Raw genomic sequence first — 21,236 nt, forward strand, 5'->3', positions numbered from 1 at the left:
CGGATAAAGTTTTTTGGAATGTTTTGCAGAAAATAGAGAAAGATGTGATTCCATCGCAAGTTTCACGGATTTTTTCAAAAATGTTTCACGTGAAACATTTCTTATATTGACAGTGAAATATGGTATAATAATAACGACTATCTGTGAAAGGAAGGAAAATATGGGCAAGATCATCAGCATCATCAACCAGAAGGGCGGGGTCGGAAAAACAACGACGGCTGTGAATCTGGCGGCGGAACTGGCCGACAAAGGACATAAGACTCTTCTCATCGACGAGGACGCGCAGGGCAATTCCACCAGCGGGCTCAGCAAGGACGTGAAGTTCGGCAAGGATCTCTATGATGTGCTGCTGGATGATGCGGATGCGAAGGAGGCTGCTGTGAAGACAGCGGTGAAGAAGCTGTGGCTGCTTCCTTCTTCCATCGATCTTGCCGGGGCAGAAATCGAGATCGCAGGGCTCCCTGAGAGGGAATTTCTTCTGAGGAAGAAACTTGCCGCGATCAAGGATTCCTACGATTACATCCTGATCGACTGCCCTCCTTCCCTGGGCCTTCTGACATTGAATGCCCTTGTGGCTTCCGATTCCATCATCATCCCGATCCAGGCGGAGTTCTACGCGCTGGAAGGTCTTTCCCAGCTGGTAAAGACGGTGCAGGTGGTGTCCAGGAAGCTGAATCCATCGCTTCATATCCTCGGCATTCTTCTGACGATGTTCGACGGAAGGACGAACCTGTCGCTGCAGGTGGCTGAGGAAGTGAAGAAGTATTTCGGATCCAAAGTATTCAGGACGGTGATCCCGAGGACTGTAAAGCTTTCCGAGGCACCGAGCTTCGGCGAACCGATCCTGACGTACGCGCCCAAGTCCAAGGGGGCTGAGGCATATAAGAAACTAAGCCGGGAGGTAGTAAGACGTGACTAAGAGACAGAAACTGGGACGTGGACTGGGTTCTCTTCTGGGGGAAACTCTGGATGAGAAGGGCAAGGTCATCGATCTCGAACTTGCGAAAATCCATCCGAATCCCTGGCAGCCACGCCGTGATTTCGACGATGAAGCTCTGAAGGGTCTTGCTGATTCCATCAAGGAAAAGGGTCTGATCCAGCCGGTCACGGTCCGCTACAAAGATACGGACGGCGAATTCGAGTATGAGCTGGTCGCTGGCGAAAGACGTTTCCGCGCGGCAAAGATGGCAGGGCTCTCTGTCATCCCGGCAATCATTACGCAGTATGATGACAAGATGATGGCGGAAGCTGCACTGATTGAAAACCTCCAGCGTGAGGACCTGAATCCTGTGGAAGAAGCCTCTGCGTATGAGACAATCATGAAATCGTACGAGCTGACGCAGGAAGAGCTCGCCGAAAGCGTGGGCAAGAGCCGTTCACACGTGGCCAATACGCTGCGTCTCATGGACCTTCCTGACGAAGTGAAAGATATGCTTTCCGAAAGGAAACTGACAGCCGGCCAGGCAAGGCCGCTCCTTTCGCTGAAGACCCCTGCCGAGCAGATCAGCCTGGCAAGGCGCATCGTGAAAGACGGACTGTCCGCCCGCGAGGTCGAAAAGCTCACCAGTGAAACGAAACCGGGAAAGGTGAAGCCGAAGAAGGATGAGCAGGTCTCTGCTTACCTTAAGAGCCTCGAAGAATCTCTGACACTCTCTGTCGGCACCCATGTTTCCATCAAGACAGGGAAGGGCCGAAAAGCCCACAGCGGAACCATCACGATTTCCTTTAAAAATGATGATGAATTCGCTATGATAACGAATATTCTCAAACAAAAATCCGAAAATACGAGTGGAGAAGAGTAGTAAATGATAAACCAGACAATAGTAATGTATGTGGTCGCCGGCGTGCTGGCAGTCCTCCTGATTGTGCTCGTCCTCGAGTTCTTCCTTCTGAGGAACAAGCTGAACCGCCTGTACCGCAAGTACATGTATTTCATGAAGGGCGCTGAAGGCGGCTCGATCGAAGTGAAGCTTTCCACAGAAGTCAGGGAGCTTCGTGAAATGATCGCGTCCTCCGAGAACATGCTGCACCAGCAGGAACTCCTTGCCAATATGCAGCTCCAGTCTTTCCAGAAGACAGGTCTTGTGCGCTACGACGCTTTCGATGACACAGGAGACAAGCTTTCCTTCTCCCTGACAATCCTTGACGGGAAGAACAACGGCTTCATCCTTTCCTCTCTGGCAGGCCACGATGCATCCCGCATCTATGCCAAGAAAGTCACAAACGGCCAGTGCCGCGAAGCACTTTCCGCCGAAGAAGCAGAAAGCATCAACCTCGCTCTGAATACGCTGATGCCCGACATAGCACAGCAGGCCCAGCAGGCAGCCGAAGCAGCTGCTCAGTCCGGATATACCGAATATACAGCAGCTCCCTCGCAGACTATGCAGGACTTCAGAGAACCAGCAGACGACTACAACCAGCCGGCACAGAATCCAGGCCAGCCGGCACCGCATGATCACAAAATCGATATGGCAAAAAAGAACTAAGAAAGACAGAAAGACCGCGGACATATGTCCGCTATCCGGGGAATGGAAGAGACGGCGCAGGGAAGCGCCGGGAAATCAGGAAGTGACCGGACGCCCGGTTTTCTGTGGGGGCAGGGAACTTAGGACGCATTATATAGACAGCAGGCAAACATGAAAAAAACCGAAAATAAAGAAACCGGCGAAGTTTCATTCAGCTTCACCGGGCAGGAAATCAAAAAACTGAAAATCGGCGCCATTGCGGCGGCTGTCGTATTCGCGGCAAGCATCTGCATTGGCGGTTATTCCGCGTATTCTATGACGACCCTCCGCCAGGAGAATACACTCTATAGAAACCAGCTGAAAATGGCAGAAGAAAAGATGGAAGCCCTGAATGACAAGACAAAAGCCATCGAAAAAATCTCCAGCCAGCTTCAGGACATGATCAAAGCCAATAACAACGGCGCCGGCGCCAACGTGCAGAATGGCGGCCAGGGAGGTCAGGGCGGTGCATCCACCGTACCGGATAAGGCAAGAGACGTATCCGCCTCCGACCATCAATCATCCGGGACCGCACAGGAAACTGACGATGGCAGCGCATCCGTTGCCACACCGGGCGACCTTCTCCGTGAAATGAGGAAACTTGACTCCCGTCTCGATTCCCAGATCAGGACCATGATCACCTTAAGAGAAGAACTCATGAACCAGACCTACGGCATGCAGGTCCAGCTCCTCAATACCAATGCGACAACACCGGACATCTGGCCCGTCAAAGGCGAGATCTCCAGCTACTTCGGCTACCGTTCAAGCCCCGGAGGCGGCATAGGCTCCACCTACCATGAAGGCATCGACATCGCAGGCGACTACGGCCTCCCAATCGAAGCCACCGCATCCGGCACCGTCACCCAGGCAGGCTGGGTAGGCGGCTACGGAAACCTCGTCGAAATCAAGCACCCAGGCGGCATCGTCACCAGGTATGGCCATAACTCCGCCATCCTCGTCACCGTCGGCCAGCACGTCGACCAGGGCAGCGTCATCGCCATCATAGGCAGCACCGGAAACAGCACCGGCCCGCACTGCCACTACGAAGTCAGAGTCAACGGCACAGCCGTCGATCCACTCTACTTCCTCCCAGGCAACTACGCGGGAAATAAACAGTAATCAAAAAGGATGTACACCAAAAGGCGTACATCCTCTTTTTTGGCAATGGGGAGCGTAAGAAAGATAGAAGATGGGGAAGGGAAAAGGAAAGAAAACCATACAACCTCGCTTTCGCTCGTGGAACCTTTTATAAAAACCAATGAATACTACAACCCTTTCTCCGGCAACAGTTAAAAGATTGGCCGGATCCTCCCCCGTTGGTGGAGGTCAAAACCTTTCGCAACGACGCGAACGGCTATAATCAACTGCGATGTACTGAGTCTTGATTTTTTCGAGCAGCGCGAGATTTTGCGGTGTTCCGTCAGTCGTAGACTGGTTTAAGGGTGTTAACCTTGCTCCGAAGGAGAAGGTCCTGGCGGAGCCAGGGAATGAGATGCAGTTCTCGAGCGCAGCGAGGTCGTAAGGTTTTTCATCGAACGAAGTTCGGTTTAAGGGTGTTTGACCTTGCCTCGTAGAGGAAGGTACGGCCGGAGGCCGGGAATGAAGTTCATCTCCCTCTCGCGCAGCGAGGTTTTACGGTTGAAACTCGCCTTCCCAGACGGGGAAGGTGCCGGCCTCAAATCCTGATGCCGGCGGATAGGGTTGATTACCACGAGCGAAGCGAGGTTGTCCGGTTTTAATCTTTTCCTTTCACTCCTCCCTCGCGTCAATCTCACGTCCCCATATTGTTACTTTTTTCTATGGTATGTCTCTTTTCTCTAAAGTTTTGCACATATCTCTATAACTAAAACAGTAAAAATAGTCCCACTTTTTCAGACTATTTTCTATAATATAGAAAAATTATAATATTTATTATTGTTTTTCGACAAAATTCAATGTATGATAAAGGTGAAGAAGTGTGTCGATCCGTGGAAGAGCGGAGCGGGCTTGAAATGAGGTGCCTTATGGATAATGAAACGAAACGCGCGGAATCGTTGTTCCTCGCAGGAGAGTTTGCAGAGAGTCTTTCGCTGCTGAAAGAGCTGGCGAAGGACCCGGCAAATGGCAGGGCACAGTACTTGCTCGGGCTCTTCTATTTCTATGCGGTGGAAGTACGCTGGAATGGAGACCGTTTCCTGGAGCTGGTGGACAGCGGATGGAGAGCAGGTGATGTGCTCTCCGGATTCTTCATCCTCTACCGGGACGGAGAAGGAAACAAGAAGGAAATGACGGAGAAGTATGTAGAACATATGAAGAAACTTCTTCCGATGGCAAAGGCCGGCGATCCTTTTGCGATGCGCCAGATTGCGATTCTTTATGAGCGCGGCCTGGGACGCAAGATCAATATGGATCAGGCATATGACTGGTATGTGCGTTCAGCCGAGAAGGGGCTGTGCCTTTCGATGGCGGACGCAGGGCGCATCGCGATGGACGAAAGTTTCTCGCGGTATGATCCGAAGCTCGCTTTCACCTGGTTCCTGAAGGGAGCTGCGCTTGGGTATCACGAAGCGGAGCTGCGCCTCGGGGACTGCTTCTACGGCGCTATCGGCGTCGAGGAGGACAAGGAGAAGGCAGCGACCTGTTTTGAACGCGCTTCGAACCACGGAAACGGGGAAGCGTCGGATGCGCTGGGCACGATGTACGTCCTTGGCGACGGCATTTCCCAGGACATGGACAAAGCGTATGAATTCTTCACGAAGGGCGCAGAGCAGGGCTCCCCGAGCTGCATGTACAAGCTCGGTGACTGCTACCTCTACGGCCGCGGGACAGAAATCAATTACGAAAAAGCGATGGATCTCTACCTGGCCGCCTGGGATAAGGGAAATGTCCCTGCCGGGCGTTCCATCGGACGCATGCACCTTCTGGGGCTTGCGAAGAACAGTGATGCCAGCGAAGGCTTCCGTTGGATCGAGAAGGCTGCTGATACCGGCGATATCGATGCCATTGCCTCTCTGGGCGACTGCTATGTGAACGGGGCAGGCACGGAAGTCGACGAAGAAAAAGGAAGGACGCTCCTTGAAGAAGCTGCTGAGCAGGGACAGGCGGAAGCCATCTGCGAGCTCGGCGAGCTGGCACTCCGTGACCAGGACGGGGACGGCGCCGTCAGGCGTTTCAAGGAAGCAGCGGCGCAGGGCTATCCAAGGGCTGAAAATTTCCTCGGCCTCTGCTATGCGACCGGCATCGGCGGGACGAGAAATCTCCGTGCCGCTGAAGAATGTTTCAGAAGAAGTGACGCGCAGGGTGATCCTGACGCGAAGTTGTTGATGCAGCAATATTTGAATGCCTGATTGTATGGAGGAACAATGAATCAGTCACAGGGTGAGTCTTTATTTATGCAGGGAAAAATCGACGAAGCGGTCGTAGAACTTCAGAAAGAAGCGAAGATGGGGGCGCCAAGAGCTATGTACCTCATCGGCTGCTGCCTTCGCGAAGGCTATGGCCACGTCGAAGCCGACGAAAGGAAAGCGGTCAAATGGTTCAAGAAAGGTTACGAGGAAGGCAGCGCACTCTGCGGCATTTCCCTCGTGAACGGGACCGATGATCAGGAAATGTGGGATATCGTGAATGAATGCTTCCCGCGTGTCCTCAAGGCTGCCGTTTCCGGCGACGTTCTTGCTATGGATGAAGCAGGGCGCTTCTACCTGGGCGCTCTCATCGTCAACTTTGAAGAAGGCATGAAGTGGCTGACAAAAGCAGCGCTCGCTGAATACTGGCGCGCGCTCTACGATCTGGGCTCCGCCTACGAAGAAGGGTACGCCGTTCCAAGAAACGAAGAACGCGCCATGTTCTGCTTCAAGAAAGCGGCAGAATTCCATGACCAGTACAGTGAATACAAAGTGGGCGAGATGCTCCTGAACTCCTGGAAAAAGGAAAAAGACACGAAGAAAGCGGCTGAATGGCTGAAAAAGTCGTGGAAACACGGCAACGGCGAAGCAGCCATGCTCCTCGCGTCCGTCTATGAAAACAGCGTCGACAAGGAAGACCAGGAGAAAGCCTTCCGCTGGTACGAAAGAGCGGCCGAAGCCGGCATCCCCGAAGCACTCGCCGAACTTGCCTACGATTACGATCAGGGCTTTGTCGTAGAAAAAGACAGAAAGAAAGCTGTCTCCCTTTATAAAAAGGCCATTGCCATGGGCCACGAAGAAAGCCTCATGTCCCTCGCGCTCCTGTGCCTCGAAGAAAAAGACGAGAAAAACGGCTTCCTCTATATGAAAGAAGCCGCCGAAGCCGGCATCCCCCGCGCCCAGTACGCAGCAGGTATGATGTATCTTCAAGGCAAAGGCACCGAAGAAAACCGAGACGAAGCCTTCCGCTGGATCGAAGCCGCCGCAGAAAACGGCGTAGACGAAGCAGAAGCCGTCCTCGAACATAACGGATATATGATTTAAGAAGCAATGAAAAAGCATTGAAAACAGAAACGAGTTTTCAATGCTTTTTTTGTGGAGATATGGAGTGACTCGATATTTTCTTAAAATGAACCCCTTTCGGCGCATGCGCGCCACTTTCCCCTGACGGGGACAGCTTTTGCCGCTGGTACTGTTAGACTTTGTGTCACTTTTGACACTTGTTGATGTGAGAAGTAACAGTCTCGGTGTTTGGGCGTCCCCGTTAGGGGAAGCTGTCGAACCTTTAACACTGATGTTCGACTGAAGGGGTGCATTATTCATCGCACTTAGTTATATAAAAAGGTTTTACGAGCGAAGTGAGGTTGTAAGGTTTTCCACGAGCAGCGCGAGGTTTAAGGGTATCGGAGCTCGCCCCGTAGGGGGAGTGTATCGTATGAGGGGATTACATAAAGTTTCAAACAAATCAGATTGAAAATCCTTTCTTTATTCCTTGTGAAGCCTTCCCTTCTGGGGAAGGTGCGCAGCTTATCTTTTATCTGTAGCTGCGCGGAAACAGCAGTTATATAAAGGTGCCGGCGAACAGGGTTGATTACCACGGACTCAGTCCGGTCGTAAGGTTTTCCATCTTTTCCCAAAAATGTTTCACGTGAAACATTTTTGTTTTTAGGATTTCTCTTTTCCCTTTTTACGGTTTTATGAAAGGTTTTCTCTTATTTAAAGATTCTCCCCCGCGAGTTCTTCCTTCAGTAGCTGGATGAATTCATCGCGGATGGACCAGGGGGCGGCTTTTGTCCTTACGCCGACGGACATGGCGTACTTGGTCTCGGGCAGGGGGATGACGTACATTTCCCTGAGATCTTCTTTGGAAAGGGAGGAGCGGACGAGGTTCTGGGGGCAGAAGAGGGCACCCATGCCTTTTCCGGAGAGGCAGAGGAGGGTTTCCATGTTGTTCGACATGCAGCGGATGAAGGGGGTGAAGGGCGCTTCGGCGAGGTAGAGTGTCTCGAAGTAGCCGGAGACGTTTTCGCCACGGGTATTCAGGAAGGGGCATTTGGCGAAGGGGCGCATGCCTTCTTTGACATCCCTCTGGAGGGCGGCGGAGACTTCTTCGATGGTGCCTTCTACGGTTTCGTCGAAGAGTTTCTTTGTGATGAGTAGGCAGATCTGTTCTTCGTAGATCGGTTCTATTTCTATACCTGGCGGGACTTCCCGGTAGTGGCCGATGGAGAGGTCGATGTCCCCTTCGACGAGGCGGGTCCGGAGCTGTTTATTCGTAGATTCCAGAATGCGGAAAGTGACGCCCGGATGCTTGTCCCCGAATTTCTTCAGGATGGGCGGAAGAAGGGTCCTGCCGCGGACGTAGCCAATGCCGATACGCAGTTCTCCAGTCTTTTCTTCTGCGATGTCCAGAAGAGATCGGCGCATGGATTCCTCCTCGCCTGTGAGAGAGAGGGCGTATTGGAAGAAGGTCCTTCCTCCATACGTGAGCTCGAGGGGGACGTGGCGAATGATAAGTTTGCAGTTCAGCTCGCGTTCCAGAGCGGCGATGCTGGCAGAGAGCGTCTGCTGGGAAATATGGAGTTTCTCAGCCGCGCGCGTGAAATTCTTCTCCCGCGCAAGCATGATGAAATAATGCAGCGATTGAAAGTTCATAGTGACTCCTTTCCATGGTTCATTTCTTTCATTATAACAAAAATACCATGTAATATATACGAATTTAAACAGTTGGATATTGTTACTTGAAATCTCTATACTATGGACAGATCGAAGAGATCAAGAAATCAACCATAGAAAGGGAGCATATAAAAATGGAAAAAATCATTGATCGTGAAAACAAGGAAGCAGTCAAAGCATTGAAGAAGGATAACTTCTATTTCGGCTACATGGCAGCCAGGAAACTGGAAAGAGCCGATTATGTAGAAACCATCAGCGGCCTCAGAAAACCGGAAGCTAAGAAAATCAAAGCCGCTGTCTAAGAAGTTACCGGCAGAAAGGAAGCAGGAATCATGGAAAAAATCATTGATACAGTCAATAAGAAAGCCGTCGAGGACATGAAAGAAGAGAGCCCGTACACAGCCTTCAAGAGTGAGAAGAACCTGGAAAGAGCGGAAGCCATGGAAGAGACGGCAGCTGCTTCCAAAGTTGAAAAGGAAGAATCTTCCGAAGACTATGTTTCCTATAAGGAAAAGAAAAACCTCGAGCGTGCCAGCCGCATCATCGAGAATGAAAAGTAATGAAATATCAGGAGTCTGATCATATGCAAATGACAGACTTCATGGAAAGGAGGAATTGCTATCGATCATCCCCGTCCCGCAAGGAAGAAACCAAATCACTGTTAAAAAGGAGCCCTGAAGCATTGCTGCAGGACTCTTTTTTTATGGGATCTTCTGTTGACAATTTATTTTTTCCGTCTATAATATGTGGTACAAAGAAGAACTGGTTTCGGGATTCACCCTCGGGGAATTAGCCCCCTTTGGGCCCGAAAGCGGTTCTTTTTTATTGTCTGCATACATATCGCAATGGCGCTATTGGTAATCATTCTTACAAATAAAACTTGTGACTCCCACAAATTGAATTTGTTTGTCTGTATTTCGAAAAACATCTATACTATAAACAGATAGTCAGATACTTCATAGAGATAGCACTCGTAATTCAATCGGGGGTTCTATCATCATGAGGCAGTCATTTTTCGACGCTGCCCGTCACCTGTAATAACCCGGGGGCTTGATGGTACGGCGCTAGTCGTGTTTGGGGAGTTTTTCTTCAAGAAAGGATGACGAATCATGGAAAAGAAAGTAGAAGAAATGACAGAAGAGGCCATTGAGAAAATGAAAAAGGAGCACGAATTCTCCGGTTTCCGTACAGAGAAGACGATGGAACGTGCTGAACAGCTCGAAGACGCAATGACCGATGCCGACAAAAATGTAAGCGGTGAAACAGAAGTAGAAAAAGTCGATGAGAAAGCAGTCGAAGATCTGAAGAAGAAACATGAATTCTCCGGCTATGTCGCAGAAAAGACAATGGAAAGAGCCGAAGAAATCGTCGATGCTCTGAAAGAAGACAAATAATTTGGTTCCATGGATTGAATCCACCAATCTATGCATATAAATTAAATCAGAAAGGCCAGCCGTAAAGCTGGTCTTTTTGATTGGGGAAATGGGAAACCGCAGTTAAGTGCCGCAAATACTCGCCTTCCCAGACGGGGAAGAATGCCTTTGACCTTGCCCTGGAAGAATGCCTTTGACCTTGCTCCGGCAGGAGAAGGTGGACCGTATACCGGTTGACAATAATGGTAAGAGTATGAATGACTCGAAAGTTGGTGTACGGGTCGGATACAGTAGTTCCTCAGCCGCCAGGCTGGTTTTGTGGTTTTTACGATGAGTTGTATTTCTTCAAGGCGTTAGCCTTGGTTTTACGGTTTTCAAAAGGGTTGATTACCTCGAGCACAGCGAGGTTGTATGGTTTTCGCTTTTCGCCCCCAATCCCTCCCTACACTCCCTGCATTCCTGCTGCTTTCCCATACGGAAAAGGTATAAAACCAGATTCAAAAGAGGAATGGAAAGATTCGATAATTTCTATATATCTGGCCGTTTTCTCTGTTATAATAATTGTAGAAAGAATGATTGATCTGGCGTATAATGATTGGATGTTTTATACATGGTACGCATGGAAGGAGTCTGTATGACAGAGATAGAAAAAGCGCGGGAGCTTTTCATTTCCTGCCGCTTGAAGGAGGCAAAGCCTCTCTTGGAGGAACTGGCCGGGGCCGGTGACAGCGATGCGCTGTACATGCTGGCCATGATGACGTATGACGTGGATATCGCTATCGAGCTTCTGGCAAAGAGCGCTGCGAAAGGAAATGCGGGCGCCAAGCTGATGCGCCTTGCGCTCATGGCAGATGCTTCGGAGGAAACGATCGCCGAGGCGGAGAAGTCGATCATCCCGGAAATAGAGAAAGAGGCAGAGGAAGATCCCGTCCTTGCCGATGCGCTGGGGACGTTTTACCTCGTTTATGGAAAGAAGCGCGAAGGATGGACAGAAAAGGGGATGGCCCTCCTCTCCATGGCAGAGCAGAAAGAATACTGGAAAGCATCGATCCACCTCGGAAGCGCGTTCAATGAGCTGCGCGAAAATCCGCTGGGGGATGCAGACCGGTTCAATCCGGGCGAAGCCATCATCCATTTCTCCTTTGCCGCTGTGAAAGGCGCACCGGAAGCGGAGTATTTCATGGGCTTCCTCGTCTACAGGGGCCTTGGCACGAAGCAGGACTAGAAAGCAGCCATCCAGCTCTGGAAGAAAGCGGCGGCCTCGGGCTACATGACCGCGGCGCTGACGCTTGGCTTCGTCCTTTCCTTCTCCAAGAACGAGAAGGAAAAGAAGGACGCTTTCAAATACACGAAGATGGCAGCCGAATCGGGAGATCCGACGGCAGAAGGAAATCTGGCAAACTGCTACTACTACGGCACAGGCACGAGGAAGGACAGACGTCTGGCCCGCCTCTACTACAAAAAAGCCGCAGAGAAGGGGATGGAGTCGTCTGCTATGCAGCTTGGCGTCATGTACCACGAAGACGGCAAGGACGGCAAAGCCTTTGAAATATTCAGGAAATCCGCGGAAAACGGCTATCCGGCATCGATGGGATGGCTGGCCGCTTGTTATGAAAATGGGTATGGAACGGAAAGGAACAGGGAAATGGCGAAATTCTGGCTGACCCGCGCTGCCGATCTGGGTGACGAGGACGCGAAGAAAGCGCTTTCCATCATTTCCGGGAATGGTTAAGGATTCAATGATTAGAAAAGAATGTATTTCAATTCTGGCGGCATGCCTCCTGGGCATTTCTTCGCTGCCAGCTTTCGCGGCGGCACCGGTCATTCCGCAGATGCCTGACCGCATTATCCGGGCGGAAAATGCGAAGGAGGGGCTGAATGCACCTTCCTCGGAAAAGGATCTCGTGCTCCTCACATGGGCAGAGAATCCGGAATCTGTCCGTTATGAAGTGGAAATTTTCCGCGGTCTTCCTTACAATCTGGACCGCAATGAACCTCTGGCGGATCACGTCTATGACAACCAGAGAATCTATACGAATAAAGTCATCATCGACCTGTCGAAGATTCCGGCAGGGGACGGCGTGCTCTACTGGCGCGTGCGCCCGATCGATGCCGACTGGACAGGCCTTGCGCCGTTCTCCGCGCCGATGGAAGTCAGGAGCACGATGAAGCGCCTCGGCCGTGATGCGCCGCTTCCGAACGTCTACCGTCCGGAAAACGGCTCTTCGCTCCTCTATCCCGTCTATTCCTACGCAGGGATCCCGGGCGCGGCGAAGTACGAAGTGGAAGTGACAGACGCCTATCCGGAAACCCTTTCCGGCACAGCACCTTCTGCCCACCGCGTCTTTTCCCGCGTGACCTCCCTTTCGAACGTCTATGACAGCGATCCCAGAATCGGGACCTACTACTGGCGCGTCAGGGGGATGGACGAGACAGGCGCACCCGTCGGCGAATGGAGCCTTCCCGAACGCGTGAGAAATGACGTCGAGAGCCGCTACAACGTCGGCATCTTCGGCGACAGCATCACCCAGGGCGGCGGCCACCTCTACCACAGCCCCGCCGATATGGCGTACAGCTACGTTTCCTACCTCGATTTCCCTGCCGTCAATATGGGAAGAAGCGGCGATACCGTGGAAATGATGTACGACCGCTTCGACAGGGACGTCCTTCCCTTCCACGTGAAGTACCTCCTCATCATGGGAGGCATCAATGACCTGCGCATGGGCACGAGCCCGGACAAGGTCATCGAGTACCTGGAAAAAATCCGTCAGAAGTGCATCGACCACGGCATCACGCCGATCCTCATGACCATCGTGCCGCTCAATCCGGAAAACATCCAGAAATACTACGGCGAGACCACCTACGCAGGCTGGAAGGAATCCGTCGCCAAAGTGAACGACTACATCAGGACGAAACCATATATCGACACCGCCGCGCCATTTGCATCCTTCGACGTCATGCCGTCGGAATTTGCCATGGACGGCATCCACGGCGACTGGAACGCCAAGCAGATGATCGCAGGGGAAATCAACCGCGAAATCGGCCATTTCATACCGACCTATTAATAGAAATCTTATAAGAAAGACAGGGGGGAGATTTCGATGAGAAAACATTACTGGAAATATAAATGCACAGCAGCACTGCTGATGCTCTGGTGCGCCGCCGGGACGCTCGCGCCGGCAGAGGGGGGAGATCTGATCGGACTTTCCTGGAAACCCGATTACGACGCCGTGCGCTACGAGGTGCAGATGAAAGACTCAGACGGCATGTTCTACGACAACCAGTTCGTTTACGCCAATTTCGTCCTCCTGGACAAGAAAGGACGCCTGGAACATCCCGAAAACGTCTCCTATCGCGTCCGCCCGATCGACTTCGACGGCAACCCGATCGGCGCCTTCACGCCATACATGCCGTTTGAAGACGGCGCCTTCAAGGACGACCGCGATGCGCCGTACCAGAAACCGGACAGAAGCGGGGAACAGGGCGGAGCCATGCTCTATCCCGTCTACTCCTTCGTCTGGATGCCCGGCGCCGCTTCCTATGAAGTCGAAGTGACCACACAGCCTCCGGAAAACCCGACAGGCACCGATCCCTCCCTCTTCCGCCTCTGGAGTGCGAAGACTGAGCTGAGCGACCTCTATGACGCAAGACCGAGGACCGGCACCTACTACTGGCGCGTCCGCGGCATCGACGCCAAAGGGAAACCCGTCGGTGAATGGAGCGAAGCACAGAAACGCACCACCGATCCTGATGCAGGATGGGTCGTCGGCGTCTTTGGTGACAGCATCAGCCACGGCGGAGGACGTATGTCCTACAGCCCCAACGACCTCGAATACTCCTACGAGCACTACCTCGATTTCCCTGTCATCAATCTGTCCCAGAGCGGTGACACCAGCGAATCCATGCTTGAAAGATTTGATCGGGACGTCCTGCCCTTCCATGTGAAATATCTTCTCATCATGGGCGGCAGCAACAGCTTAAGAGGCGGCGTCCCTGCCGAAGACGTCATCGAGGACCTGAAAGCCATCCAGCAGAAATGCATCGACAACGGCATCACACCCATCCTCATGACCCTTCCGCCGATCAACCCGGCCAGCATCAAGAAAACCTTTGACGAACCCACCGTAGACGACTGGCAGACACCCTTTGCCAAAGTCAACGCCTTCATCCGCACCCAGCCCCACATCGACATCGCCGCTGCCTTCCCCCTTGACCCGGGAATGACACCAGCCCTTGCCCTGGACGGTCTTCACGGAGACGTTGTCGCCAAACAAAGAATGGCCGCTGTCATCAACGAGCACATCCGGGACTTCGTCAAAGAACCCCTGGCCCTGCCCGAAGATGCGACAGAAGAAACCAAAGAAAACACCAATGCTGCAAAAACCTCGCTACTGCCAGATTGACAGCACGAAAGAAAAAAGCGAAGAAATTCACCGGGATGAGTTATACACAAACTGTGGAAAACTTTGTGAATAAAAACAAGTGAATAAATACCTGTGAAAATGTGAAAACCTCGATAATATCGGAAAAACAGCAAATAAAATGATTCACACAGCCCCTTTTCACAACCTGTGAATACTGTGAAAAACTCTTGGGATAAATCACAAACCTCACGCAAAAATCCCTGTGCTGCCCCAAAAACACTGGGAGAACGAGACTTTTCAAACAAACCACCATATATATACTTCCTGTGAATAAAATCAACTATATATAGTAAGGACGCCAAAGGACAAACCATCCCAAGGCGTCTTTTTTTGACAAAAACCAAGAAAATGTTTCACGTGAAACATTTCCCAAACCGCAGCAGCAGAAAAAATAGCGGAAAATCAAAAAGGCAACAGCAAGGATTTTGAAGGGGGCAGGGGGAATTTACGAAAGGTTTCAAACAAATAAGAGCGGAGCTCTTCTCTTTATTCCGCGTGAAGCCTTCCCAGACGGGGAAGGTGCCCGAAAGGCGGATAGGGTTGATTCCCACGAGTGCGCGAGGTTGTATGGTTTTGAACTTAACCTTGCTATGGGAAGGGGAAGGTGTAAACGGAAACAGCATTTCCCACGAGCGAAGCGAGGTTTGGCTGTCCCCGTTAGGGGAAAGTGGCGCCGTTAGGCGACGAAAGGGGTTCATTCTCTAAAAAGGCGAAGCATCATTTTTTGTTTTAACTTGCCTTCCCAGACGGGGAAGGTGCCCGAAGGGCGGATAGGGTTGATTTCCTCGCAGCAGGGCTGCGGTTGTTTGGTTTTCACTCTCTATTCTCAAGTCCACATCCCTCCCCAAATCCCACGAAAAAACCGCCATGAAAATCTCACAGCGGTTTTTTATTTGTATGCAGTTGTTATCCCAGTGCGACGTCGAGGGCCATCATGACCATGAAGCCTACGGCGAAGGAAAGGACTCCGATATCGGAGTGTTCACCTTCGGACATTTCCGGGATGAGCTCCTCTACGACGACGTAGATCATAGCGCCTGCGGCGAAGGAGAGGAAGTAAGGCATCATCGGGACAACCATGGCAGTAATTAAGATCGTCAGGGTGCCTCCGATCGGTTCTACGATGCCGGAGAGAACACCTCCCACGAAGGATTTCCAGCTGCCCATGCCGGCAGATTTCAGCGGCATGGAAATGATAGCGCCTTCAGGGAAGTTCTGGATCGCGATCCCGAGCGACAATGCCATGGCGGCCGCAGCAGTGATTCCTGCGTGTCCGGAAAGAAATCCTGCATAAACGACACCGACGGCCATGCCTTCAGGGATATTATGGAGAGTCACGGCCAGGACGAGCATCGTTGTCCTTTCCAGGTGGCTCTTCGGTCCTTCTGCCTTCTTCGCATTCATATGAAGATGCGGAATCACATGATCCAGCAGCAGAAGGAAAAGAATGCCGACGCCGAAACCGATCATCGCCGGAAGGAACGCCATTTTTCCAAGAGGCTCAGACTCTTCGATCGCAGGGATCAGAAGACTCCAGACAGATGCCGCCACCATCACGCCGGCCGCAAAACCCGTCAGCCCGCGCTGTACTGAGCGGTTCATCTCGCCGCGCATAAAGAACACACACGCAGCCCCCAGAGACGTCCCGAGGAAGGGGATAAACAATCCCCAAAATACATCAGACATAAAATTTCTCCTTATTCAGTTAGTTGGTAATCATCTTAATAAAGGAAGAACCTTTATTGAAAATAATTATCACTTATACATTACTCCACGTTTCGATTCCTGTCAATATATTACCACAAAGAGAGGGAGAGAGGAAAAAAGAGGTAGACAATGGGGGGCAGATGGTAGGGAAAGGGGAAACGGAAAAAACATCTCCAACTTCTTAGGACCTCTTCATAAGCGCAGAAGAAATCCTGCTAAGATTATGTTTTTTGCTTTCAATGGGGGAGGAAAACCGTCCAACCAAGCTGCGCTTGTGGGAGATGAACCCCTTTCGGCGCAAAAAGGAAAGACTTTACTTAAACTGCACCCCTTTTGGCCATTATGAAAATTCTACAATCATTTTTGTGATTTCACGTGCAATCATTGGTATAATGGCCACTTCCCCCGAAGGAGGCAGCTTCACAAGGAATAAAAGAAAGAGCTCAGCTCTTATTTGTTTGAAACCTTATGTAACCCCATCCCTACTATACTCCTTCCCCTAACGGGGACAGCCTTTCCTGGTTGGCATGTTTTCCTTTTGCGCAGCAAATAAGTGGTGTTGACCTTCCCAGACGGGGAAGGAGGGCCACGAAGTGGCGGTTAGGGTTAATTACCACGAGCTGTAGCTCGGTCGTCCGGTGTTCCCTCAGCCGTTAGGCTGGTTGTCTGGTTTTAAACTCTCCCCCTAGTTTTCCCGCTTTTAATCTCTCTCCCTAGTTTTTCCACTTCTAGAATACTTTTCCAAGAGGGCAGCTTTCTCTATTTTGCTCCTCAAAACATTAAACCAATCTTAGTATTTACGCCTTATATTAACGAATGATTAGTTAGAAATCTATGCAAAATCCTTGGTTTTATCGATGTTTTCGCACTTTTTGCACAAGGGTGGTTTGAACGTTAATTTTAGGGGTATTTTGGATAAAATGTGCTGAAATTTTCAAGGGGTTATCCATTAGAAAATGATTAAACTTTCAAATAACGCTTGCATATGGGTTCGCTGGGACTTATAATGCAAACATCAAATTCATATTGGTGGATGATGCAAGTGGGAGAAAGCCGTATGGCTTACCGAAGGAGTAACACTCTCAGGTGTCTCGAAAGAGACGGTACCGGTTGCGGACACACTCTGGAGAGTCTCACAAATGAGCGCCGAAGGTGTAAGGATCGCAAGGTCCCAATCTCTCAGGCAAAAGGACAGAGCATAAAGAAACGTTCTTACGATTTTTTCGTACTCGTTTTAGGATAGACAATGCCGGCTTCCAGAGTTTTATATTTTGGATGCCGGCTTTTTGCATATTTCTATTTCGAGGAGGACGAACATGGATTTGAATTACATGAATTGGCTGAATGCAGCCGACAGTTTTATCTGGGGACCACCGCTTCTGGTTCTTTTGGTGGGAACCGGGATTCTGCTGACATTCCGCTTGAAGCTTCTGCAGGTTTTCAAGCTTCCCAAGGCTTTGAAATTAATTTTCAAGGCACAGAACGCAGGCAGCGGGGACATTGATTCTTTCAAGGCTCTCTGCACAGCGCTTTCCGCAACGGTAGGCACCGGCAATATCGTCGGCGTAGCTACTGCGATCGCAGCTGGCGGCCCTGGCGCTATTTTCTGGATGTGGATGGCTGCTTTCTTCGGAATGGCAACCAAGTATGCGGAAGGTCTTCTGGCCGTGAAATACCGCGAAGTCGATTCCAAAGGCGAAATCGCCGGCGGCCCGATGTTCTACATCAAGAACGGCATGGGTGAGAAGTACAAATGGCTTGGAACTCTCTTTGCTCTCTTCGGCGTACTCGTCGCATACTTCGGTATCGGTACATTCGCTCAGGTCAATTCCATCGTAGAAATCACCCAGATGACGGTCGGTGTTTCACCGACATGGACCGCCATCATCCTGACCATCCTGGTCGCAGCTATCACTCTCGGCGGACTCCAGTCCATCGCGAATGCCGCATCCAAGATCGTTCCGGCTATGGCAGTGATTTACTTCGTTTCCACCGTCGGCGTCCTTGTTTACTTCGCTGATCAGATCCCGATGGCTATTGAGACCATCATTTCCAGTGCATTCACCGGCACAGCAGCAGCCGGCGGCTTCGCAGGAGCAGGCGTGATGCTTGCCATGAGAAGCGGTATTGCCAGAGGCGTATTCTCCAACGAATCCGGCCTTGGTTCCGCTCCGATCGTAGCCGCAGCCGCTAAGACAAAATGGCCGGCAGAACAGGGTCTCATTTCCATGACAGGTACCTTCATCGATACCATCATCATCTGCACCCTGACCGGTCTTACCATCGTCGTATCCGGCGAATGGCTGAACGGCCTCAACGGCGCAGCACTCACCAATGCAGCTTTCCAGGATGCCTATCCGGCAGTTGGCGGCTACATGCTGATGGTCGGACTTGTCCTCTTCGCCTTCACCACCATCCTCGGATGGAACTACTACGGCGAACGCTGCATGATCTACCTCTGCGGCACCAAGGGCATCCTTCCTTACCGTATTATATTCATCGCGCTTGTCGCAAGCGGCGCGTTCCTTAAATTAGAAGCCATCTGGGTTCTGGCGGATATCGTCAACGGACTCATGGCTATCCCGAACCTCATCGCTCTTCTGGCCCTTTCCGGAGTCGTCGTCAGAGAAACCGAAAAATACTTCGATCATCTGAAGACCGGCAAGGATTACGAAGAATACGAAGACCTCGATCCATCCCTGGCAAGCACGAAAGCTCAGCCAGAAGTGGAAGAGTAAGAAGGTTCATATCTGCCTGACGAGAAGGTTTCCCCATTTTCCCTTCCGCCGGGCAGTATGATACAAGGCCTGGGACAGGGCCTGCGCATCCATCCATCTTCGGAATCGCAGTCCCGGGCCGCCGGGAGAGAAACCCAGAACTCTCTCCCGGGTGGGGGCCCTGCCTTTTAAAAAAGGGAAATCCATCAATCCTCTTGTATACTTCAGGCCAAGTGCCTTTGTATATGCCGCAAATGCCCGGCAGGCTCATAGAGCCAAAGCGCATACATATCTGTGGATGATGTACACTGAAAAATGACATGAAAATGTCTGCCGAAGGAGTAACACTATCAGGCGTTCAGTAGAACACGAAACTGTGTACGGACACATCTCTGGAGAGCTCCGCTGAAACGATGCGGACGCCGAAGGTGCTAAGGGATCACCGATCCCGAATCTCTCAGGCAAAAGGACAGGGCTGGCAGCAGGGTAACACCCGGCTATGCATGGATGCATACATACATAGGACCGCCAGCCTTTAGATTCCGGTTTTTCCGGAGCCTGAACGCGGCGGTTTTTTGCTTTCCCTGTTGTTGGAAAAGGAGTAATTACTTTGTAACCAGTAATGAAAAGGTAGGGGGATTTTATCATGGACATGGCTTCTGTAAATTCAATCGTCAGCCAAATTGACAGCATAGTTTGGGGCCCGCTGATGCTCTTGCTTCTCGTCGGGACCGGTGTTTATCTGACCTGTACGGTACACTTCCGTACCTGGAGAAATCTCCCATACGCACTTCACAGCGTGCTTTCCAAAGAAGCCCGCCAGAAGAAGGGGACGGGTGACGTTTCCCCGTTCTCCGCACTTTGCACAGCCCTGGCTGCTACCATCGGCACAGGCAATATCGTAGGCGTTGCGACCGCTATGTTTGCAGGCGGCCCCGGCGCACTTGTATGGATGTGGATCTCCGCATGCTTCGGCCTCACATCCAAATTCTCTGAATGCATGCTCGCTATCAAGTACCGCGAAGTGAACGCAAGGGGCGAAATGAAAGGCGGCCCGATGTTCACCATGAAAAATGGCTTCAAGAATAAGAAACTCGGCAGCATCATGGGCTTCCTCTTCGCACTCTTTGCCGTCATCGCCTCCTTCGGCATCGGCAACATGACTCAGGCGAACTCCATCTCCGGCGCCGTGAACTCCACATTCGGCGTATCCACGGAAATGACCGGCATAGTCTTGACCGTCATGGCCCTTGCCATCATCGTCGGCGGCATCAAGACCATTTCCAAAGTCTCCTCCGTCGTCGTACCGGGCATGGCCGTCTTCTACGTCATTGCCGGCGTGGCATGCATTATCGTCAACATTGAAAACATTCCACACGGACTTTACCTCATCCTCATGATGGCATTCGACCCGCAGGCAGTCGGCGGCGGCGTCCTGGGCGGCATCACCGTCTCCGTCATGAACGCTATGCGCTACGGCGTAGCCAGAGGCTGCTTCTCCAACGAAGCAGGCATGGGCTCGGCAGCCATCACAGCTGCTGCAGCTACCACCGATGATCCTGTCCGTCAGGCTTACATCAATATGACAGGTACATTCTGGGATACGATCGTTGTCTGCACCATTACTGGCCTTACCATCGCCTCCTCCGGCGTCCTCGGCACAAACGGAGCTGACGGCACACCCCTTCAGGGAATCGAACTCACCATCGCCGCATTCTCCTCGAACATCGGCGTCGTAGGCGCATACATCGTCTCCATCGGCATCATCCTCTTCGCATTCTCCACCATCCTCGGATGGGAATACCACGGCGAAAAAGCATGGGAATACCTCTTCGGCACCCATAAATACAACATGATCTACCGCGTTGTATTCTCCCTGGTCGTTTACATCGGAGCCACCCAGACCCTCGACCTCGTCTGGAACCTCTCCGACATCGCAAACGCCCTCATGGCCATCCCGAACCTCATCTCCATGCTCATCCTCGCGCCAGTCGTCAAAGAAGAAGTATTCCGCTTCCAGGCCGTCATCGAACGCGAAAAAGCAGAAAAAGCAGCTGCCAAAGAAGCAGCCGTCGAAGAAAGAGCCGGCATCTGATCAGGCTCAAAAAGGCAAGATTAAAGAAATCTCCCTTACAGGAAATAAAGGAAATACAGCAAAACCCCGCCCGATGCATAGGACGGGGTTTTCTGGCGGGGAGGATGGGGGAAGAATGCCTTTAACCTTGCTCTGGAAGAGAAGGTGCGCCGTATACCAGTGGAAATCAGCGGTAGCAACACAAATGTCTCATAAGTTAGTGTACGGGGCGGATGAGTTGCATTTCGTCGAGCGAAGCGAGGTTTGCTTGTTTTCCACGAGCATCGCGAGGTTTAGCTGTCCCCGTAAGGGGAAAGTGGCGCGCATGCGCCGAAAGGGGTTCATTACCACGAGCGAAGCGAGGTTGTATGGTTTTCT

17 protein-coding genes and 2 riboswitches are annotated in these 21,236 nt (G+C 51.5%); of the genes, 15 read left to right on the forward strand and 2 right to left on the reverse strand.

The window, feature by feature from the left end:
- Positions 1-160 precede the first annotated feature (160 nt).
- From OIM03_01145 to OIM03_01170, 6 genes are all read left to right on the forward strand, one after another.
- Entirely contained in the window at positions 161-919 is a 759-nt protein-coding gene (locus tag OIM03_01145) for a ParA family protein (protein HJI72886.1), read from the forward strand.
- The gene (locus OIM03_01150; GenBank protein ID HJI72887.1) at positions 912-1,802 is read left to right on the forward strand and encodes a ParB/RepB/Spo0J family partition protein; all 891 of its coding nucleotides are present in this window, start codon (positions 912-914) and stop codon (positions 1,800-1,802) included. The genes OIM03_01145 and OIM03_01150 overlap by 8 nt, the downstream gene beginning before the upstream one ends.
- 3 nt (positions 1,803-1,805) lie before the next feature.
- Complete coding sequence (locus OIM03_01155; GenBank protein ID HJI72888.1) at positions 1,806-2,486, forward strand: DUF4446 family protein; 681 nt, start codon at positions 1,806-1,808, stop codon at positions 2,484-2,486.
- Positions 2,487-2,636: 150 nt separating this feature from the next.
- The gene (locus tag OIM03_01160; protein HJI72889.1) at positions 2,637-3,623 is read left to right on the forward strand and encodes a M23 family metallopeptidase; all 987 of its coding nucleotides are present in this window, start codon (positions 2,637-2,639) and stop codon (positions 3,621-3,623) included.
- 884 nt (positions 3,624-4,507) lie between these two features.
- Positions 4,508-5,830 carry a hypothetical protein gene (locus tag OIM03_01165; GenBank protein ID HJI72890.1) on the forward strand — a complete coding sequence of 441 codons (1,323 nt, stop codon included), beginning with the start codon at positions 4,508-4,510 and terminating at the stop codon, positions 5,828-5,830.
- Positions 5,831-5,845: 15 nt separating this feature from the next.
- Positions 5,846-6,931 (forward strand): SEL1-like repeat protein, encoded by a 1,086-nt coding sequence (locus tag OIM03_01170; protein ID HJI72891.1) that lies wholly within the window; start codon positions 5,846-5,848, stop codon positions 6,929-6,931.
- 672 nt (positions 6,932-7,603) lie between these two features.
- On the opposite strand, the gene OIM03_01175 is transcribed toward OIM03_01170, so the two are convergent.
- Positions 7,604-8,542: a LysR family transcriptional regulator gene (locus OIM03_01175; GenBank protein ID HJI72892.1), complete on the reverse strand. Its 939-nt coding sequence runs from the start codon at positions 8,540-8,542 to the stop codon at positions 7,604-7,606.
- Between the two features lie 155 nt (positions 8,543-8,697).
- Between OIM03_01175 and OIM03_01180 the strand changes: the two genes are divergently transcribed.
- The 7 genes from OIM03_01180 (at position 8,698) to OIM03_01210 (ending at position 14,339) form a co-directional block, all read left to right on the forward strand.
- Complete coding sequence (locus OIM03_01180) at positions 8,698-8,865, forward strand: hypothetical protein (GenBank protein HJI72893.1); 168 nt, start codon at positions 8,698-8,700, stop codon at positions 8,863-8,865.
- Positions 8,866-8,895: 30 nt separating this feature from the next.
- Positions 8,896-9,123 (forward strand): hypothetical protein, encoded by a 228-nt coding sequence (locus OIM03_01185; GenBank protein HJI72894.1) that lies wholly within the window; start codon positions 8,896-8,898, stop codon positions 9,121-9,123.
- Between the two features lie 549 nt (positions 9,124-9,672).
- The gene (locus OIM03_01190) at positions 9,673-9,957 is read left to right on the forward strand and encodes a hypothetical protein (GenBank protein HJI72895.1); all 285 of its coding nucleotides are present in this window, start codon (positions 9,673-9,675) and stop codon (positions 9,955-9,957) included.
- A 613-nt stretch (positions 9,958-10,570) separates the two neighbouring features.
- Entirely contained in the window at positions 10,571-11,161 is a 591-nt protein-coding gene (locus tag OIM03_01195) for a hypothetical protein (protein HJI72896.1), read from the forward strand.
- A 45-nt stretch (positions 11,162-11,206) separates the two neighbouring features.
- A complete protein-coding gene (locus tag OIM03_01200; protein ID HJI72897.1) occupies positions 11,207-11,668 on the forward strand; it encodes a sel1 repeat family protein in 462 nt (153 codons plus the stop codon).
- Positions 11,661-13,001, forward strand: a complete 1,341-nt coding sequence (locus OIM03_01205; protein HJI72898.1) for a GDSL-type esterase/lipase family protein — start codon at positions 11,661-11,663, stop codon at positions 12,999-13,001. Before OIM03_01200 ends, OIM03_01205 begins: the two co-directional genes overlap by 8 nt.
- Before the next feature lie 36 nt (positions 13,002-13,037).
- The gene (locus OIM03_01210; GenBank protein HJI72899.1) at positions 13,038-14,339 is read left to right on the forward strand and encodes a GDSL-type esterase/lipase family protein; all 1,302 of its coding nucleotides are present in this window, start codon (positions 13,038-13,040) and stop codon (positions 14,337-14,339) included.
- Between the two features lie 927 nt (positions 14,340-15,266).
- Here OIM03_01210 and OIM03_01215 read toward each other — a convergent pair.
- A complete protein-coding gene (locus OIM03_01215) occupies positions 15,267-16,046 on the reverse strand; it encodes a ZIP family metal transporter (GenBank protein ID HJI72900.1) in 780 nt (259 codons plus the stop codon).
- Positions 16,047-17,180: 1,134 nt separating this feature from the next.
- A riboswitch (glycine riboswitch) is annotated at positions 17,181-17,272 on the forward strand.
- A 111-nt stretch (positions 17,273-17,383) separates the two neighbouring features.
- Between OIM03_01215 and OIM03_01220 the strand changes: the two genes are divergently transcribed.
- Both OIM03_01220 and OIM03_01225 read left to right on the forward strand, forming a co-directional pair.
- Positions 17,384-18,805 (forward strand): sodium:alanine symporter family protein, encoded by a 1,422-nt coding sequence (locus OIM03_01220; protein ID HJI72901.1) that lies wholly within the window; start codon positions 17,384-17,386, stop codon positions 18,803-18,805.
- Positions 18,806-19,166: 361 nt separating this feature from the next.
- Positions 19,167-19,267, forward strand: a riboswitch (glycine riboswitch).
- Between the two features lie 163 nt (positions 19,268-19,430).
- Complete coding sequence (locus tag OIM03_01225; GenBank protein ID HJI72902.1) at positions 19,431-20,879, forward strand: sodium:alanine symporter family protein; 1,449 nt, start codon at positions 19,431-19,433, stop codon at positions 20,877-20,879.
- Positions 20,880-21,236 lie beyond the last annotated feature (357 nt).

The organism is Veillonellaceae bacterium, assembly GCA_025992895.1.
Classification (GTDB): domain Bacteria; phylum Bacillota; class Negativicutes; order Veillonellales; family Dialisteraceae; genus Dialister.

What these genes read in the sequence shown, in the direction of transcription:
- OIM03_01145 (HJI72886.1), top strand. Translation starts at nt 161, where the DNA reads ATGGGCAAGATCATCAGCATCATCAACCAGAAGGGCGGGGTCGGAAAA.
- OIM03_01155 (HJI72888.1), top strand. Translation starts at nt 1,806, where the DNA reads ATGATAAACCAGACAATAGTAATGTATGTGGTCGCCGGCGTGCTGGCA.
- OIM03_01160 (HJI72889.1), top strand. Translation starts at nt 2,637, where the DNA reads ATGAAAAAAACCGAAAATAAAGAAACCGGCGAAGTTTCATTCAGCTTC.
- OIM03_01165 (HJI72890.1), top strand. Translation starts at nt 4,508, where the DNA reads ATGGATAATGAAACGAAACGCGCGGAATCGTTGTTCCTCGCAGGAGAG.
- OIM03_01170 (HJI72891.1), top strand. Translation starts at nt 5,846, where the DNA reads ATGAATCAGTCACAGGGTGAGTCTTTATTTATGCAGGGAAAAATCGAC.
- OIM03_01175 (HJI72892.1), bottom strand. Translation starts at nt 8,542, where the DNA reads ATGAACTTTCAATCGCTGCATTATTTCATCATGCTTGCGCGGGAGAAG.
- OIM03_01180 (HJI72893.1), top strand. Translation starts at nt 8,698, where the DNA reads ATGGAAAAAATCATTGATCGTGAAAACAAGGAAGCAGTCAAAGCATTG.
- OIM03_01185 (HJI72894.1), top strand. Translation starts at nt 8,896, where the DNA reads ATGGAAAAAATCATTGATACAGTCAATAAGAAAGCCGTCGAGGACATG.
- OIM03_01190 (HJI72895.1), top strand. Translation starts at nt 9,673, where the DNA reads ATGGAAAAGAAAGTAGAAGAAATGACAGAAGAGGCCATTGAGAAAATG.
- OIM03_01195 (HJI72896.1), top strand. Translation starts at nt 10,571, where the DNA reads ATGACAGAGATAGAAAAAGCGCGGGAGCTTTTCATTTCCTGCCGCTTG.
- OIM03_01200 (HJI72897.1), top strand. Translation starts at nt 11,207, where the DNA reads ATGACCGCGGCGCTGACGCTTGGCTTCGTCCTTTCCTTCTCCAAGAAC.
- OIM03_01205 (HJI72898.1), top strand. Translation starts at nt 11,661, where the DNA reads ATGGTTAAGGATTCAATGATTAGAAAAGAATGTATTTCAATTCTGGCG.
- OIM03_01210 (HJI72899.1), top strand. Translation starts at nt 13,038, where the DNA reads ATGAGAAAACATTACTGGAAATATAAATGCACAGCAGCACTGCTGATG.
- OIM03_01215 (HJI72900.1), bottom strand. Translation starts at nt 16,046, where the DNA reads ATGTCTGATGTATTTTGGGGATTGTTTATCCCCTTCCTCGGGACGTCT.
- OIM03_01220 (HJI72901.1), top strand. Translation starts at nt 17,384, where the DNA reads ATGGATTTGAATTACATGAATTGGCTGAATGCAGCCGACAGTTTTATC.
- OIM03_01225 (HJI72902.1), top strand. Translation starts at nt 19,431, where the DNA reads ATGGACATGGCTTCTGTAAATTCAATCGTCAGCCAAATTGACAGCATA.